General features: G+C 75.0%; 13 protein-coding genes. 5 read left to right on the top strand and 8 right to left on the bottom strand.

The genetic code is table 11. The features are described from left to right. The first annotated feature begins 32 nt into the window (after nt 1–32). A complete protein-coding gene (cobF, locus tag ACIQTO_RS16225; protein ID WP_402388236.1) occupies nt 33–788 on the top strand; it encodes a precorrin-6A synthase (deacetylating) in 756 nt (251 codons plus the stop codon). A gap of 75 nt (nt 789–863) precedes the next feature. Here the strand turns inward: cobF and ACIQTO_RS16220 are convergent, their stop codons facing one another. The 6 genes from ACIQTO_RS16220 to ACIQTO_RS16195 form a co-directional block, all read right to left on the bottom strand. After that, the gene (locus ACIQTO_RS16220) at nt 864–2,033 is read right to left on the bottom strand and encodes a copper resistance D family protein (protein WP_402388235.1); all 1,170 of its coding nucleotides are present in this window, start codon (nt 2,031–2,033) and stop codon (nt 864–866) included. A 209-nt stretch (nt 2,034–2,242) separates the two neighbouring features. After that, nucleotides 2,243–3,688: an MATE family efflux transporter gene (locus tag ACIQTO_RS16215; protein ID WP_402388234.1), complete on the bottom strand. Its 1,446-nt coding sequence runs from the start codon at nt 3,686–3,688 to the stop codon at nt 2,243–2,245. Nucleotides 3,689–3,710: 22 nt separating this feature from the next. Further along, nucleotides 3,711–4,739, bottom strand: coding sequence for a cysteine synthase family protein (locus ACIQTO_RS16210; protein WP_402388233.1), 1,029 nt, complete (start codon nt 4,737–4,739; stop codon nt 3,711–3,713). 63 nt (nt 4,740–4,802) lie between these two features. Continuing rightward, nucleotides 4,803–6,143 (bottom strand): Y4yA family PLP-dependent enzyme, encoded by a 1,341-nt coding sequence (locus ACIQTO_RS16205; RefSeq protein ID WP_402388232.1) that lies wholly within the window; start codon nt 6,141–6,143, stop codon nt 4,803–4,805. Further along, on the bottom strand, nt 6,134–7,123 hold the full coding sequence (locus ACIQTO_RS16200; RefSeq protein WP_402388231.1) for an ornithine cyclodeaminase family protein: 990 nt from the start codon (nt 7,121–7,123) through the stop codon (nt 6,134–6,136). Before ACIQTO_RS16200 ends, ACIQTO_RS16205 begins: the two co-directional genes overlap by 10 nt. An 88-nt stretch (nt 7,124–7,211) precedes the next feature. Next, nucleotides 7,212–8,201: a TauD/TfdA family dioxygenase gene (locus ACIQTO_RS16195; RefSeq protein WP_402388230.1), complete on the bottom strand. Its 990-nt coding sequence runs from the start codon at nt 8,199–8,201 to the stop codon at nt 7,212–7,214. A gap of 373 nt (nt 8,202–8,574) precedes the next feature. On the opposite strand from ACIQTO_RS16195, the gene ACIQTO_RS16190 reads away from it, so the two are divergent. The 4 genes from ACIQTO_RS16190 to ACIQTO_RS16175 are packed head-to-tail and all read left to right on the top strand — an operon-like array spanning nt 8,575 to nt 13,557. Then, nucleotides 8,575–10,134: an ABC transporter substrate-binding protein gene (locus tag ACIQTO_RS16190; protein WP_402388229.1), complete on the top strand. Its 1,560-nt coding sequence runs from the start codon at nt 8,575–8,577 to the stop codon at nt 10,132–10,134. After that, nucleotides 10,119–11,132 carry an ABC transporter permease gene (locus ACIQTO_RS16185; protein ID WP_402388228.1) on the top strand — a complete coding sequence of 338 codons (1,014 nt, stop codon included), beginning with the start codon at nt 10,119–10,121 and terminating at the stop codon, nt 11,130–11,132. The genes ACIQTO_RS16190 and ACIQTO_RS16185 overlap by 16 nt, the downstream gene beginning before the upstream one ends. Next, nucleotides 11,129–11,995, top strand: a complete 867-nt coding sequence (locus tag ACIQTO_RS16180) for an ABC transporter permease (RefSeq protein ID WP_402388227.1) — start codon at nt 11,129–11,131, stop codon at nt 11,993–11,995. Before ACIQTO_RS16185 ends, ACIQTO_RS16180 begins: the two co-directional genes overlap by 4 nt. Then, entirely contained in the window at nt 11,992–13,557 is a 1,566-nt protein-coding gene (locus ACIQTO_RS16175; RefSeq protein WP_402388226.1) for an ABC transporter ATP-binding protein, read from the top strand. Before ACIQTO_RS16180 ends, ACIQTO_RS16175 begins: the two co-directional genes overlap by 4 nt. Nucleotides 13,558–14,286: 729 nt before the next feature. On the opposite strand, the gene ACIQTO_RS16170 is transcribed toward ACIQTO_RS16175, so the two are convergent. Continuing rightward, nucleotides 14,287–15,231 carry a M48 family metalloprotease gene (locus ACIQTO_RS16170; RefSeq protein ID WP_402388225.1) on the bottom strand — a complete coding sequence of 315 codons (945 nt, stop codon included), beginning with the start codon at nt 15,229–15,231 and terminating at the stop codon, nt 14,287–14,289. After that, nucleotides 15,228–15,620, bottom strand: coding sequence for a BlaI/MecI/CopY family transcriptional regulator (locus tag ACIQTO_RS16165; RefSeq protein ID WP_402388224.1), 393 nt, complete (start codon nt 15,618–15,620; stop codon nt 15,228–15,230). The genes ACIQTO_RS16170 and ACIQTO_RS16165 overlap by 4 nt, the downstream gene beginning before the upstream one ends. Nucleotides 15,621–15,859 lie beyond the last annotated feature (239 nt).

Below are 15,859 nucleotides of genomic sequence, written 5' to 3'. Positions count from 1 at the left end.
TGGGCAGCCACCGCGGACGGCACAATCACTGCATGCAGCACATCTTCCTGATCGGCATCGGCGCGGGCGATCCCGACCACCTCACCCTGCAGGCGGCCAAGGCCCTCGCCCGCACCGACGTCTTCTTCATCCTCGACAAGAACCAGGAACGGCAGGAGCTGATCCGGCTGCGCCGGCAGATGCTGGCCGAACACGCCCGGCCCGGCCACCGCGTGGTCGAGGTCCCGGACGCGGAGCGGGACCGCACCACCCCCGCGTACACCGCGGCCGTGGACGACTGGCGCAGCCGCCGGGCGGACGTGGTCGAGCGGCTGATCGCCGACCACCTCGGGCCGGACGAGACCGGCGCGTTCCTGGTCTGGGGCGACCCGAGCCTCTACGACAGCGTCATCGCCGTGGTCGACGAGGTACTGGCCCGCGGCGGCGGCTTCGGGTACGAGGTGATCCCGGGCATCAGCAGCGTCTCGGCGCTGGCCGCCCGGCACCGCACCACCCTGACCCGGGTCGGCCGCCCGGTGCAGATCACCACCGGCCGCCGCCTCGCCGAGGGCTTCCCCGAGGAGGTGGACGACGTGGTGGTGATGCTGGACGGGCGGGCCGCGTTCACCGAGATCGACCCCGAGGGCCTGGAGATCTTCTACGGCGCCTACCTCGGCACCCCGGACGAGATCCTCGCCGCCGGACCGCTCGCGCGGACCGCTCCCCGGATCCGCGAGCTGCGCGAGGAGGCCCGCGCGCGCAAGGGCTGGATCATGGACACCTATCTGCTCCGCCGCTCGGAGAACTGACCCGGCGCGGTGCGGCGGACGGCGGGTGCGGCGGACGGCGGGCGGTCGGACGGCGGTTGGTAAGGCGCCGGGCGTTCAGACGCCGGCCGCGACCGGGCGGCGGGAGAGCGCCTCGGCGGCCTTCACGGTGGCGTAGAAGGAGACGGCCAGCGCGAGGGCCAGGGCCGCGCCGGCGGCGAAGACGCTGCCGGAGGAGACGGCCTTCGCGCTGCCGGCCTCGGTCCGGGCGGATCCGGCGATGAAGGGCACGACCACCAGCACGGCGACCCCGAGGACGACCTCGCCCCAGACGACCTTGGGGAAGTGCCGCAGGGTCAGGTGCAGCAGCGAGGAGGTGTCGTCGGCGCGGCGGGCCCGGACGATCCGGGGCATCAGCCAGAACTGGTTGAACGCGCCCGCGGTCACCAGGCCGGCGACCAGGAGGATCTTGACCAGCAGCGCGATGCCGTAGCCGGTCGTCCACAGCTGGGAGATCGCGCCGACGTGCTTCCAGCTGAGCCAGAGGCCGGAGACGGTGACCGCGCCGACGCAGACCAGGGCGACCAGGCTGAAGCGGCGCCACATCTCGGCCCAGAGCGCACCGGCGTCGTCGCCGAGGCGGCCGCGGGTGCCGGCGAGGGCGACCAGCAGGGCGAGGCCGCCGAGCCAGACGGTGCCCGAGACGATGTGGGTCTGGTCGAAGGCCAGGTCGAGCCACTTGTCCAGGTCGGCGGGCTTGGTGGCGGGAACGGCCGCGATCAGGGTGACGGCGAGGGCGAGCGGCAGCGCGGTGAGGGCCACGGCGCCGGTGTGGCGGCGGACGGCCGGCACGAACAGGGCGGCCAGGGCGGCGGCCGTCACCACCAGGACGGCGTTCTGGACCAGGTAGACGGTGCCCTGGGCGATCCAGGCGCCCTTGGCGGCCGGGGCCTGGGGGTAGTCCCAGAGCCGTCCGGGCGCGAGGGCGTCGCCGAACGGCATGCCCTTGCCGGCCCGGGCCAGGCGGGCGGCGAGCTGGAAGTAGCCGGCGATCAGCAGCACCACCCCCGCCCAGGCGAGGTAGGTCGCCGATCTTCTTCGCAGCACCTCGGCGTTCCGGCCGCCGGTTTCCGCGGCGCGCAGCGCCGGACGGACGGTGGTGGCGTAGGTGACGGTGGCACCGATGACGCCGCTGAGGCCGATGAAGTAGCCGGTCTTGGTGAGGATCCGCCAGGTCTGGGGCATGGCGTATCCGGCCGTGTTCGCGGCCAGAAGGGCGTGATTCATGAGGTGAGGCCAACCTAAATCAAGAGGTTGTAAGTCATCGGGGTGACATCCGTCGTTCCATCGTCATCTTCTGGTGAGCTACCGACCGGTCAGCGGACCGGGCTGTCCCCTCCACGACGTTCCACCTGGTGGGACGGGGGCGGGCGGCCCACCGCGGCCGGCCCCCACGAGCAGCGGGGGCCGGGTGGGTACGTCCCGGGGGCGCCGGGTCAGGCGCCCGCCGCCACGGCCTCGGCGGGCGCGACGGCTTCCTTGCGGCCGAGGGCGAGGCCGTAGCGGCGCAGCAGGAGCACCGCGGTGGTGGCGAGGCCGACGAGCAGGCCCAGCCAGAGGCCCCGGGTCCCCCCGTCGAGCGGGTAGGCGAACAGCCAGGCGGCGGGCAGGCCCACCAGCCAGTAGCCGATGAGGGTGATCCGGAAGCCGCTCCGGGTGTCGTCGAGGCCCCGCAGCAGGCCGACGCCGATGTTCTGGGCGCAGTCGAAGAACTGCAGGACGGCGACGACGACGAGCAGGCCGGTGGCGATCCGCAGGCCCGGCTGGTCGGCCGGCGAGCCGGGGTCGAAGAAGGGCCGCAGCACCAGCTCGGGCAGGACCAGGTAGACGATGCCCACCAGCGCGGTGACGGCGGCTCCGCAGGCGAGAGCGGTGTTCTTGATCCGGCGCGCGGCCGGGTACGCGCCGAGGGCCAGTTCCCGGCTGACGTTGATGGAGGCGGCGTGCGAGAGGCCGACCGCGACCTGGAAGACGATGTAGATCAGCTGGTTGACGGCGGTGTGCGCGGCGAGCGCGGCGGCGCCGAAGCTGCCCGCGAGCAGCGCGGTGACGGAGAAGAACCCTGCCTCGGAGCCGTAGGTGGCGGCGATCGGGGTGCCGAGGCCGAGCAGGCGCCGCACGGTGGGGACGTCGGCGCGCCAGAAGTCCAGGCTCAGCAGCGGCGCGAGCTGCGGGTCCCGGCGGGCGCTGGCGTAGAGGGCGAGGAAGGAGAGCAGGTAGACGCTGCTGGTGGCGACGCCGATGCCGGTGAGGCCGAGTTCGGGCAGGCCCCAGGTGCCGTGGATGAAACCCCAGTTGAGGGCGGCGTTGACGGCCACCGAGGCGATGGTGATCTGCAGCAGGGCCTGCGGGCGGCGCATGCCGACGCTGAACTGACGGATCGCCTGGAACCAGAGGCAGGGCAGCAGGCCCGGGGCGAGGGCGGCGAGCATGCCCTGCGCGCGGTCCGCGACGGCGGCGTCCTGGCCGAGCAGGCCGGCGGCCTGTCCGATCAGGACCATCAGGACGGCGCCGGCGAGGCCGGCCAGGGTGGCGACGGCCATCGCGGCCCGCACCAGGCCGCGCACCTCCGCGCCGGCCGCGTCGGGGCCGGTGTCCGCGCCGGTCTCGCCGGGGCCCGCCCCGCCGGCCCGTTCGGCCCGGGCGGCGGCCGCGGCGACCTGGTTGCCGACCGAGGTGACCAGGCCGACGCCCATCGTGCGCAGTTGGTTGAAGACGACCAGGGCGAGCCCGCCGGCCGCCAGGGCCTCGGTGCCGAGGACGCCCATCATGATGGTGTCGGTGGTGGTCAGGGCGACTTGGGCGAGTTGGGTGAGGGCGAGCGGGACGGCGAGGGCCGCGAGGGCCCGGCTGTCGCGGGCGAGGATGGCGAGCTGCTGCATGGCGGGGTCACGTTCCTGGAAGTCAGGGCCTGCGGAGTTTGGTGAGGGCCTCGTCGATCTCGGCCTCGACGGCCGGGACGAGAAGATCGCGGGCGTTCATCCACTCGTCGTTGAAGACGGTGTCCATGTACTTCTCGCCGCCGTCGTTGATGAACGCGACCATAACGGAGTCCGGTGCGAGGGCGGGCAGCCGGCTCAGGGCCTCGTGGACGACGCCGCCGGCGGAGCCGCCGATCAGCAGACCGGTGCGGCGGGCGACCACCCGGGCGGTGGCGAAGGCCTCGATGTCACCGACCTTGACGCCTTCGTCGATGAGGTCGTAGTCGACGAGCAGGCCGATGGTGGCGCCCTCGGGGGTGCCGGTGCCGGACTGGTAGTAGTCGTGGGCGGGCGGGCCGAAGGCGATGGAGCCCTTGGGTTCGACGCCGACCACGCTCAGGCCGGGGACGGCCTTCTTCAGTTCGCGGGCGGTGCCGCACAGGCCGCCGCCGGTGCCGACCGCGCCGACCAGCACGTCGACACGGTGGTCGAGGGCCTGGGCGATCTCCCGGCCCACGGCGTAGTACCCCACCGCGTTGCTGGGGTTGTTGTGCTGCTCGGTGAAGAAGGTGTTCTCCCGGCCGCGGGCCATGTCCTCGGCGAGCTCCTCGCGGGCGGCGGTGTGCAGTTCCTCCCCGCCGTCGCCGTCCACGTGGACGAGGTCGGCGCCCATGGCCTTCATACCGCGCAGCTTGTCGACGGCGGCGTGGTTGTCCACCACGGCACTGAAGCGGTAACCGCGTTCGGCGGCGACGACCGCCAGCCCCAGACCGGTGTTGCCGGAGGTCGACTCGATGATGTGGCCGCCCTCGCGGAGCTCGCCGCGCTCCTCGGCGTCGAGGACCATCTGGCGGGCCATCCGGATCTTGGCGCTGCCGGTGGGGTTGAACATCTCCAGCTTGAGCAGGAGGCGGGCGCCGTTGTCGGCGCGGGCGAGTTCGAACAGCGGGGTGTAGCCGATGAGGTCGGATATCCGGGTGACCACCGGCGGGCGGTTCAGGGCGTCGTTCATGCGGGGCTCCGTGGGGACGGCGAGAGCGGGGACGGCGGGGAGGACGGCGAGGGCGGGCCGGGGTCAGCGGTCGAGGCGCCAGCGCGGGCGGCCGCCGCCCTCCGGGTGGTCGATGACGACCTTCGGCGGCAGGGGCAGCTCGTGGAACGGGGACTCGTTGGAGTCCATCTGGTAGCCCGCGGTGTTGGGGTAGACGAGCAGGTCACCCACCCGGGGCCGGGCCGGGAACGCGATCTTGCGCCAGGTCAGCAGGTCGGAGTCCAGGCAGCTGGCACCGCCGACGCAGGCCGCGAACGGCTCCGCCGGGCCGTCGCCGGCGCGGTCACCCAGCAGGACCGGGTCGGGCAGGTACTCGCTGTTGAACCACTGCTCGGACAGGCTCAGGCTGGTGCCGTCGACGGTGACGATCCCGTAGCCGGCGCGGTCCTTGACGCCCTGGACCTGGAAGACGGACGATCCGGCGCGGTCCAGCAGGGCGCGGCCGGGTTCCACCAGCAGCCGCACCCCGGCCTGCCGCAGCCGTTCGGCCAGGCTCGGACCCGTACCGCCGGGGCTCGCGGCGAGGATCGCGCGCAGCGCGTCGGCCCCGGCGACCGGCGAGTGGTACGGGTAGAAGTCCTCCCGGGCGAAGGCCTTGCCGGCGTGGTAGTGCCCGGGGCCCTGCTCGGCGAGGAAGGTCTGCCAGGCGTCCGCGGCCACGTAGTCGACGGCGAAGCCGCCGCCGATGCTGATCCGGTCCGCCGGCAGGCCCAACACCCTGGCCTTGCCGCAGAGTTCGACGAGCTCACCGGCGAGGTCGGTGCGCGGCCGCACCTCGTAGCCGGAGAGGTGGAAGCTGAAGCCCTCCATCCGGACGGTGCCCGCGGCGGCGGCGCAGCGGCGCAGCGCCTCGTCCAACTGGGCGCCGTCGAGGCCGAACCGGCTGCGGGGCTGGGCCGGCGGGTGGCAGCGCAGCAGGATCCGGGCGGGGCGGGCGCCGCCGAGGGCCAGCACCCGGTCGAGTTCGTCGAGCGCGTCGACGGCGATCAGGGCGCCCTGCCGGGCGGCGACGCCGAGCAGGTGCCCGGTCTTGGCGGGGCCGGTGACCACCAGGTCCTCGCCGCGCACGCCGTGGCCGAGCGCGTCGCGCAGCTCGCCCGGGGAGGCGACGTCGACGCCGGCGCCGGCCGCCGCGCAGCGGTCCATGAACACCGAGGCCTTGTTGGCCTTCTTGGCGTAGTGGACCCGGCCCTCGACCCCGGCCTCGGCCAGGGCGGCGTGGAAGGCGGCGAGGTTGGCGTCGAAGCGTTCCGGCAGCAGGTAGTGGAACGGGCCGCCGAGGCCGTGGGCGAGTTCGGGCAGCAGGCCGGTGGCCTGGATCCGGTCGGTGAGCGGGTCGGCGTGGGCGGGCAGGGTCAGCGCCACAGGGCCACCTCGGTGCCGAGGCCCTGGGCGGTGGCGAGCTGGGCGAAGCGGTGGCCCAGCGCGATGTCCGTGACGACGAGGCCGCTGTTGTAGGCGAAGATCCGCTGCTCGGGTGCGGTGCGGGCCTTGGAGACCCCGGAGAGGACGACGGGCAGCTCAAGGTCCACCGCCGGGAAGGCGCCGTCCTCGTCGGCCATGTCGGTGCCGGTGACCCTCATCTGGGCCTCGCTGGTGGCGATCACCCGGTCGGCGCGGTGCAGCGTCGAGGGGGCGAGGCCGTGGCCGACCAGGATCGACACCGCGCCGGGCTTCAGCCAGTCCGCCTCCACGGCGGCGGCGGTGTGGCCGCCGGCGGTGGCGACGAGGACGTCGGCGTCCCGGGCGGCCCGCCGGAGGTCCTCGACGAGCTCGATCTCGCGGTCGGGGAAGTGCCGGGCGAGTTCGGCGCGGACGGCGGCGATGCCCTCGGGGTGGGTGCCGGACAGCAGCAGCCGGTCGAGCTTCGGCAGGGTGGTGAGCAGGAACGGCAGCGCGAGCCGGCCCTGGGTGCCGGTGCCGATCACCAGGGCGGTGCGCGCGTCCGGCGCGGCGCACTCGCGGGCCAGCAGGGCGGAGACGGCCGGGGTGCGCAGCGAACCGATCCGGGAGCAGTCCATCATCGCGACCGGCAGGCCGGTGACGTCGTCGTAGATGGTCAGCGTCGTGTAGTAGTGCTGGTTCTCGCGGCTCTCGTGCAGGCCGTGCTTGTAGGAGGTCTTGATCGCGACGACGTTGCGGGAGCCGTCGCGGCCGAGCATCGCGTAGGAGACGGAGTGGCCGTCGGCGGGCTTGACGGTGAGCTTGCGCGGGTTGTCGGACTGGCCGGCGGCCAGGGTGCGGTAGGCCTGTTCGACGGTGTCGACGACGTCGGCGAGGGAGATGTCCAGGCCGGCGAGGTCGCTGGTGGAGAGTACGCGCAGGGTGGTGTCGTCCCGGTCCACGGGGGTCCCCTTTCGAGGTGGTGGGGCTGAGGCTGGGCGGGGCCGGAGGTCCCGGCGGGCGGCCCGGTTCAGGCGGCCGCGGCGGCGGTCAGGCGGCCCAGGCGGTGAGGGCGGCCTGGCCGTAGCCGTGCTCGTCGTGCTCGGCGAGCGGCCGGGTGGGCCGGCCCTCGACGCGGACGGAGGCGCGCTTGAGCCAGCGGTCGGTGCCGTCGTAGCGGGCCCGGAACGGCACCCGGCCGTGGACGACGATGTCGTTGTCGACGACCAGGACGTCCCCCGGCTCCAGGGCGACGGCGACCGAGACGCGGGCCAGCTCCTCACCGAGGTGGCCGTAGGCCTCGCGCCACGCCTCGTCCGTCTCCTCCAGCGGGGTGTAGGCGGGGTCGTAACGCATGGTCAGGCCCTCGGGCGAGTCGAACAGGGTGGGCACCGGCGCGGGCCGGCCGGCGAAGTGCCGGGCCTGCTCGTAGGCGTCGTCGGGCAGGATCGGCGCGACGGGGCGCTTGAGCCGGGCGAGGTCGGCCCCGGCGAGTTCGGCCAGGCGCACGCTGGCCGCCGTGGTGGCGATCCCGTCGTGGTTGCGCAGGCAGCAGAGCAGCAGCAGGTGGGCGCGGCCGGGGTGGAAGGCGTCCTCGGTGTGCGGGGTGAGCAGGACGGAGCTGGAGGCGCCGGTCTGCTCGCTCTCGTGGCCGGGCGAGGGGATGATGTTGTGCACGAACCGGCCGTCCTGCTGACCGTCCCAGGCGATCGGGGTGCCCATCAGCGTGGAGACGAGCAGCAGCGCCACGTCGTACAGCGCGCCGGCGTCGCCGACGCCGGACCAGTGGCCCGGGGTCGGGCCCAGCCGCAGGTCGTCGACGTCCAGACCGCGGAGCACGAAGAGACCGTCGGCGGTGTCGACCGGGCGCAGCGCGTGGCGCAGCGGCTCGCTGAGCCCGGCGCACCGCGCGGGCAGGTCGGCCAGCAGGGCGGGGCTGGTCGAGGAACCGTGCAGGGCCAGCAACGTGGCCGCGGTGGCGGTGAGTTCCGCGGTGGCCCCGGCGTCGAGGCGGCGTACCGGGGCGGGGCAGGTGGGCACGGTGGCACCTTCCGTGGCAGGCAGGAGGAGCGCGGGCATGCGGCATCGCCGCACCGGCTTGAGGGGGGTGACGGGAGTAACGCGAGAGGCGTCGGTCCGGCGCGGGCTCGGGCTGCCGGACACCAGGAACGTAACAACGACTGTGAGGTTAGGCAACCCTCACTCGTGTGATTGTCTACATTTACGTAGTCTCAGTTCCATCGGTGCGTACACCCGGCGCACCGTGCCAACGCCCCAGGTCAGCACTCGGATTGACGATTTCCCGCGCGTGGCCGGATCTCATGTGCGCCCCGTCGCGCGGCTTGCGGAAGCCTCGGAACTTAGGATAGGTAACCCTAAGCACGTAAAGCTCAACCCGAATCGAGGAACGAACGTGGGCGTCACCAGACGACAGCTGCTGTGGGCCGGTGCCGGTTTCGGGGTGGCCGGTACGCTCGCCGCCTGCAGCAGCGGCACGGGCGGGTCCGAGGACACCGCGTCGACCGGCACGGTCTCCGAACAGCCCCGCACCGGTGGCACCCTGAAGATCGGCGCGCTCGGCAAGGCGTCCGCCGTCACCCGTGACCCGCACGGCACGCAGGCCAACGAGAGCGACTATCTGATCATCAGTCTGCTCTACGACACCCTGGCCGTCCCCGGGGACACCACGAACACCGCCCCGCGCCTGGCCGCCTCCTGGAAGCCCTCCGAGGACCTGAAGACCTGGCGCTTCACCCTCGTCGACGGTGCGACGTTCCACGACGGCACCCCGGTGACCGCCGACGACGTGGTCTGGTCGCTCCAGCGCCTGCGCAACACCCCCGCCGGCAAGAGCCGCCTGCCCGGCATCCAGCCCGAGGGCATCAGGGCCGAGGACGCGAAGACCGTCGTCCTGGTCTCCGACTACCCCAACGCCGACCTGCCGCTGCAGACCCGGCTCACCACCTTCGTGCTGAAGAAGGACACCAAGGACGACGCCCTCGCCGGCGCGCCCGGCACCGGCCCCTTCAAGCTCGACTGGTACCGCGACGGCAACGCCCGCCTGGTCCGCAACGACGACTGGTACGGCGGGAAGCCCCCGCTGGACGCCGTCGAGGTGCGGATCTTCGAGAGCCCGCAGGCCATGGCCAACGCGCTGCTGGCCGGTCAGATCGACGTCGCCTCCAACGTCGGCGCCGTCGCCGCCCGCACCGCCGAGGCCCGCAAGGACATCCAGATCCTGCGCCGCGGCAACGACATGGCGATGCCGATCGTCATGCGCACCGCCGACGGCCCGTTCGCCGACGTCCGGGTCCGCGAGGCGCTGCGCCTGGCCGTCGACCGCGACGCCATGGTCAAGCAGGTGCTGTCGGGCTACGGCACCGTCGGCAACGACATCCTCGGCACCGGCGACCCCGCGTTCGCCAAGGACATCCCCCAGCGCAAGCGCGACCTCGCGAAGGCCAAGCAGCTCCTCGCCGACGCCGGGTTCGACACCGCCCGGACGTACGACCTCGTCACCACCGAGGACATCGCGGGCCTGGCGGAGTCCGCGACCCTGTTCGCGACCCAGGTCCGCGAGGCCGGCGTGAAGATCAACGTGGTCAAGCAGGACTCCAAGATCTTCTGGGACGCCACCTGGCTCAAGGCCCCGCTCTACACCACCTACTGGGGCACCAACGACTCGGTGGTGTTCTTCGCCTCCAAGACGATGCTCTCCGACGCCGGCCAGAACGAGGCCGGCTGGCAGGAGCCCGCGTTCGACGAGGTCTACCGCAAGGCCATCGGCACCGCGGACGCCACCGAGCGCGGCAAGGTGCTGCACCAGCTCCAGGAGATCGAGTTCGCCGAGTCCGGCTACCTGCTCTGGGGCATGGCCGACGGCATCGACCTGGCCGGCTCCGCCGTCCGCAACCTGCCCAAGCTCCCCGGCTACGGCCGCGTCCAGCTCGAAAAGACGTGGCTGGCCCGTTGAGTGACACCCCGACAGCCGGGGGCGCCCTGGCGCCCCCGGCGTCCGCCGACGCCGCGCCGCCGGCCGCCCTCGGGCGGGCCGCGCGGCTGATCGCCAAGCGCCTGGTCCTGCTGGGCCTCCTGCTGGCCGCCGTGTTCGCCGCGGTCGCCCTGCTCCCCGGGGACGCGGCCAACGCCACCTCCGAACGCGGCGAGACCGCGGCCGACATGGCCGTGCGCCGCGCCGCGCTCGGCCTCGACCGCCCGCTCGCCGTACGGTTCTGGGACTGGGTGAGCGGCCTGCCCACCGGCGACCTCGGCACCACCGCCCACGGACAGCCCGTCACCGCCGTGCTGTCCGGCCCGTTCCCCAACACCCTGCTGCTGGGCGGCCTGGCGCTCGCGGCGAGCATCCTCGGCGCGCTCGCCCTCGGCTGCTGGACGGCGCTGCGCCCCGGCGGCCGCGCCGACCGCGCCGTCGCCGTGCTCGCCACCGCCGCCTTCGCCGTCCCCGAGTTCGTCCTCTCCATCGGCCTGCTGCTGGTGCTGTCCCAGTGGACCGGCTGGCTGCCCGCCGTCACCCTCACCGGGGCGGACGGCGCCCCCGCCTCCTGGGACATGCTCGTGCTGCCCGCCCTCGCCCTCGCGATCCCGCAGATCGGCTGGAACACCCGGATCGTGCGCGGCGCGCTCGCCGACCAGGCCGCCCTGCCCCACGTACGGGCCGCCGTCCTCGACGGTCTGCCGCGCCGGCGCGTCCTCACCCACCACATGCTTCCCGGCGCCCTGCCCGCCGTCGCGGTCGCCGTCGCCACCTCCGCCGGCATGCTGCTCGGCGGCGCCGTCGTCGTCGAGACCCTCTTCAACTACCCCGGGATCGGCGCCGTCCTGGCCGGCGCGATCGCCGACCGCGACACCCCCCTGGTCGCCGGCGTCGTCGCCGCCACCGGAGCCGCCATCAGCACCCTGCTCCTGTTCGCCGACCTCATCCGCGACCGCGTCCTGGGAGCACGTCCGTGACCAGCGCCCCCACCGCCCCCGCCACCCGCACCGCGGCGGGCCCGCCCCGCGCCGGCGCCCGGCGCCGGCGCGCCGCCCTGCGCGCCGCGCCCGCCGCCGTGCTGGTGCTGCTCGCCCTGACCGGCCCGCTGCTCGCCCCGCACGCCGTCGACCAACCGGTCACCGCGCCCTACGCCGCCCCCGACGACGCCGCCGCCCTCGGCGGGGACCAGCTCGGCCGGGACGTCCTCAGCCGGCTGCTGCACGGCGGCGCGCCCCTGATCGCCACCGCGCTCGGGGTCGCCGTGGTCGTCACCGGCGCCGCCGTCGTCATCGGCATCCTCGCCGCGCTCCGGCCGCGCCTCGGCCGGCTCGTCGAGCGCACCGCCGACCTCGCCATCCTGCTGCCCCCGGTCCTCGGCATCATGCTCGTCGCCCTGGCCTGGCCCGCCGACGGACGGCTGCCGGTGGCCGCCGCGGCCACCGTCCTCGGCATCCCCTACGCCGTGCGCATCGTCGCCGCGGCCGCCGCGCCCATCGCCGCCACCGGCTACGTCGAGGCCGCGGCCGCCGGCGGCGAGCGCCTCTGGTACCTGGCCGCCCGCGAGGTCCTGCCCAACCTGCGCGCCACCGTGCTCGCCCTGTTCGGGCTGCGCTTCGTGGAGGGCGTCTACGTCGTCTCGGTCGCGGCCTTCCTCCAGCTCGGACCCCAACCACCGGAAGCCGACTGGGCCCTGATGATCCGTGAGAACGCCGCCGGCATCATGCTCAACCCCTGGGCCGTCGCCGCGCCCTGCCTGGCCATCGGCCTGCTCGCGGTCAGCGTCAACCTCGCCGCCGACGCCCTCGCCCCCACCCGGACCACCCCGGAGACCGCGCTGTGAGCACCACCTCGCCCGACGACCGCGCCGTGGCCGCCCCCTCGCCCGGCGACCGCGCCGAGGACGCCACCACGGGCAGCTCCTCCCCCGCCGCCGCCCGGGTGAGCGGCCTGTCGATCGCCCTCCACGACACCCCGCTGCTGGCGGACGCCACGCTCATACTCGAACCCGGCCGCGTCCACGCCGTCACCGGCCCCTCCGGGGCGGGCAAGACCACCCTGCTGCACGCCCTGGTCGGCGCGCTCCCCGCGGGCGCGCGGGTCACCACCGGCAGCGTCGACGTCCTGGGCCACGACATCCTCGCCCTCCCGCCCGACCGCCTGCGGGACCTGCGCCGCCACCGGCTCGCCTTCGTCGGGCAGGACCCGGGCTCCGGCCTCAACCCGCGGATGCGGATCGGCCGGCTCATCACCGAGACCGCCGCCGACCGCGGCCGCGCCGCCCTGCTCGACCTGCTGCGCCAGGTCCGCCTCCCCGCCGACGAGCAGCTCGAACGCCGCCGCGCCGCCGCGCTGTCCGGCGGACAGCAGCGCCGCGTCGCGCTCGCCCGCGCGCTCGCCCGGCGCCCCGACATCCTCCTCCTCGACGAACCCACCGCCGGCCTCGACCCCGCCCTGCGCGACGACATAGCCGACCTGCTGCGCGACATCGCGGCCCGCGACAACCTCGCCGTCGCCTTCTCCAGCCACGACCCGGCGTTCGTCGCCCGCTGCGCCGACGACACCCTCGAACTGCGTCCCGCCGGCCGGCCCGGCCCCCCGGCCGCGCCCCGCGCGACAGCGCCCGGCCCGCGCCGGGACGCCGCCCCCGGCGGTGCCCCCGGGGCCCGCGCCGACGGCGGGAGCCCCGTCCTGACGGTCCGCGCGCTGGTCGCCCACACCGGCACCGGACGCGCCCGGCGCCAGGTCCTGTCCGGTGTCGACCTCGACCTCCGCCCCGGCACCCTGACCGGGATCACCGGTCCCTCCGGCTGCGGGAAGACCACCCTGGTCCGCACCCTGGCCGGCCTCCACCGGGCCAGCGGCGGCACCGTCGCCCTCGACGGCGAACCGCTCCGCGACTCCCACCTGCGGCGCAGCCGCGACCAGCGCCGCCGCATCCAGGTCGTCCCGCAGAACCCCCTCGGCGCCCTCAATCCCGCCCACACCGTCGGCGCCACCCTCACCCGGCCCCTGAAGCTGCACTTCGCACTGCCCTCGGCGCGGTGCGACGAACGTGTCGCGGAGCTGCTCGCCTCGGTCGGCCTGCCCGCCGCCCACGCGGCCCGGTACCCGCACGAACTCTCCGGAGGGCAACGCCAACGCGTCTCCGTGGCCCGGGCGCTGGCCGCCGAACCCGACGTCCTGCTGTGCGACGAGGTCACCTCCGCGCTCGACCCCGGGACGGCCGCCGGCATCATGGCGCTGCTGGCCGGGCTACGAAGCGACCGGGGCCTCGCCGTCGTCCTCGTCAGCCACGACCTGCCGCTGGTCGCCGACCACGCCGACGGCGTCCTCGCGCTCGACGGCCCAGCCCCTGCGGCGCTCGCGGGTCAGCACCCAGTCGTCGGTCCGGCGCGGAGCTGAGCGCGCCGCGCCGCCGCGGGCCGCGGTCGCGCACACCCGCCGCAGCAGGGAGTTCAGCTGGGTGCGCTCGCCGCGCGTCAGCGAGGCCAGCAGCTCGTCCTGCGCGGCCGACGCGTCGCTGTGCAGGATCTCCAGCGCGACCTGCCCGGCCGGGGTGAGCGTGAGCACTTCGTGCCGCCCGCCGACCTGGACGAACAGGGACTGCACCAGGCCCGCGGCCAGGAGGTCGTCGAGCGTCTGCGCGGTGTCGTCACCGGCGCCGCGAATCCGGTCGACGAGGTCGGGGCGGGCGTGCGGCCCCAGCCGGGCCAGGGTGGAGAGGGCGGTCAGGTGGGCCGGGCTCATCCCCCGGAACTCCAGGCGCTCCGCGAGCAGCGAGTCGGCCGCCCGGCCGGCCGCCGACAGGAGGTGAACGGTCTGCTCGAAGGGACTCGACGATCCCTTCCTCCTGTCGTACACGTCGCATCCAATCGCTGGGGGAGGGCCGCACCACCTCCGGCGGGGGTCCCGGGAACCACCGACGCCATGCCACGCTGCCGAACGCCGGTCGCGGTGAGGACCGCAGGACCCGCTCGCCCGCCGCGCCGAGCACGGCGCCGCGCTACAAGGTGAACCGAGCCCACCATAGCCGGGCCGGCGCCATCGGTCTACATCGATGTCGTCCGTCACCCCGGCGGCCGGGCCCGCTCCCCCGCCGCCCGTCACCCGCCGCCGCTCACCCGCCCCTCGTCACCGCCCCCGGACGGCCGCCGCGGCGTACTCCACGTACTCGTGCAGCCCGTACGCCAGCCCCAGGCTCACCAGCGCCACCGCCGTCACCGCCGTCAGACAGACCGCGCCGACCCGCCGCGCCCGCCCGCGCGGCCGGACCGGCACCGCCCCGAGCAGCGCCTCGACCCGCTGCGGCACCGGCCCCGCGCTCACCGACGGGAGCGGGTTCCGGCCGCCGCCCGCCCGCGCGGTGGCCGACCCGGCCAGCGCCGCCCGCGCGATCGCCGTCGCCGCCAGCCGGCGGTCGCCCACCGAGCCGGCCGCGGCCTCGTCCGCCCACCGCTCCAGGTGGAAGCCCAACGCCTCCCGCAGGCCCCGCAGCGCCGGGTGCACCCCGGCGGCGAGGTCGGTGACCGCGGACAGCAGGTGGTGGTGGCCCGCCAGGTGGGCCCGCTCGTGCGCGAGGAGCACCTCGCGCTCCGCCGGACCGAGCGCCCGCACCATGCCGGTGGTCACCACGACCCGGCCGCGGCGGCGGCGGAAGCCCGGCAGGGCGAACGCCTCCGCGTCCTCTCCCGGCACCACCAGCACATCGCCGTCGGCCACCCCGTCCCCGGTCGCCGCCCAGGCCCGCGCCAGCAGCGCGCGGTGGTCGAGCCACCGGCGCGCCAGCACCACGGCCTGGACCAGCAGCAGCACCCCGGCGACGCAGGACAGCGGCACGGCGGCCGGCCACTCGGTCAGCACGCGGGACAGCGGGATCCGCTCCAGGGCGGCGAGGAACGGCACGTGGAACAGCGCGACCAGGGCCGCCACCGTGCCGCCCGCCAGCAGCACGGCCGCACCGGTCAGCGCCAGGCACGCCTCGCGCGGCGGCAGCAGCGCGGCCAGCCGGCGGGCGGCCGCCGCCGCACCCCACGGGGCCGCCGTCGCCAGGACGACCAGGGCCAGGAAGACGGTCATTCGCGATCCTCGGATTCCATCAGGAGGCGCCGCAGCACCTCCTCGTCCCCCTCGGACAGTGACGACACGAACCGCTTCAGCACCAGCTCGCGCCGCGGGTCGCTCTCCAGCTCCCGGCGCATCCGCCCGGCCACCAGACCGGCGGCGTCGGCGAGCGGCGCGTAGGCGAAGCCCCGCCCGGGGCGGCTGCGCTCCAGCGTCCCGTTCTCGTGCAGCCGGCTCAGGACCGTCGCCACCGTCGTCCGGGCCAGTCCCCGGTCGAGCGCCTCGTTGACCTCCTGCGCCGTCAGCGGCCGGTCGGCCGCCCACAGCACGGCCAGCACGTCCGCGACCAGTTCGCCGTGCGGCCGTCTCGGGTCCCGGCCGTCGTCCCGGCTGTCGTCCACCATCTCCCGCTCCCTGCCGCGCCCCCGGATAGGCGTGCAGCGAACCCGGCGATGCCTGTGCCCCCGCCGGGTCCGGCCGCGCGAACGCGGGCGATCCGGTCGGATGTTCATAAGGTATGCCTCAGCTCACTGTACTGGTCGGGCGTGCCGGCCCCCGCCCGACGCCCCAGCGGCCCGGCCGCGTCATCCCGGACCCGGCACTCCCCCGCCGCACACCCCGCGCCGCTCCACCCGGGGGTGAT

It is taken from the genome of Kitasatospora sp. NPDC091207, from assembly GCF_044768625.1.
Lineage (GTDB): Bacteria > Actinomycetota > Actinomycetes > Streptomycetales > Streptomycetaceae > Kitasatospora.
This window is presented reverse-complemented; position numbering and strand designations above follow the sequence as displayed.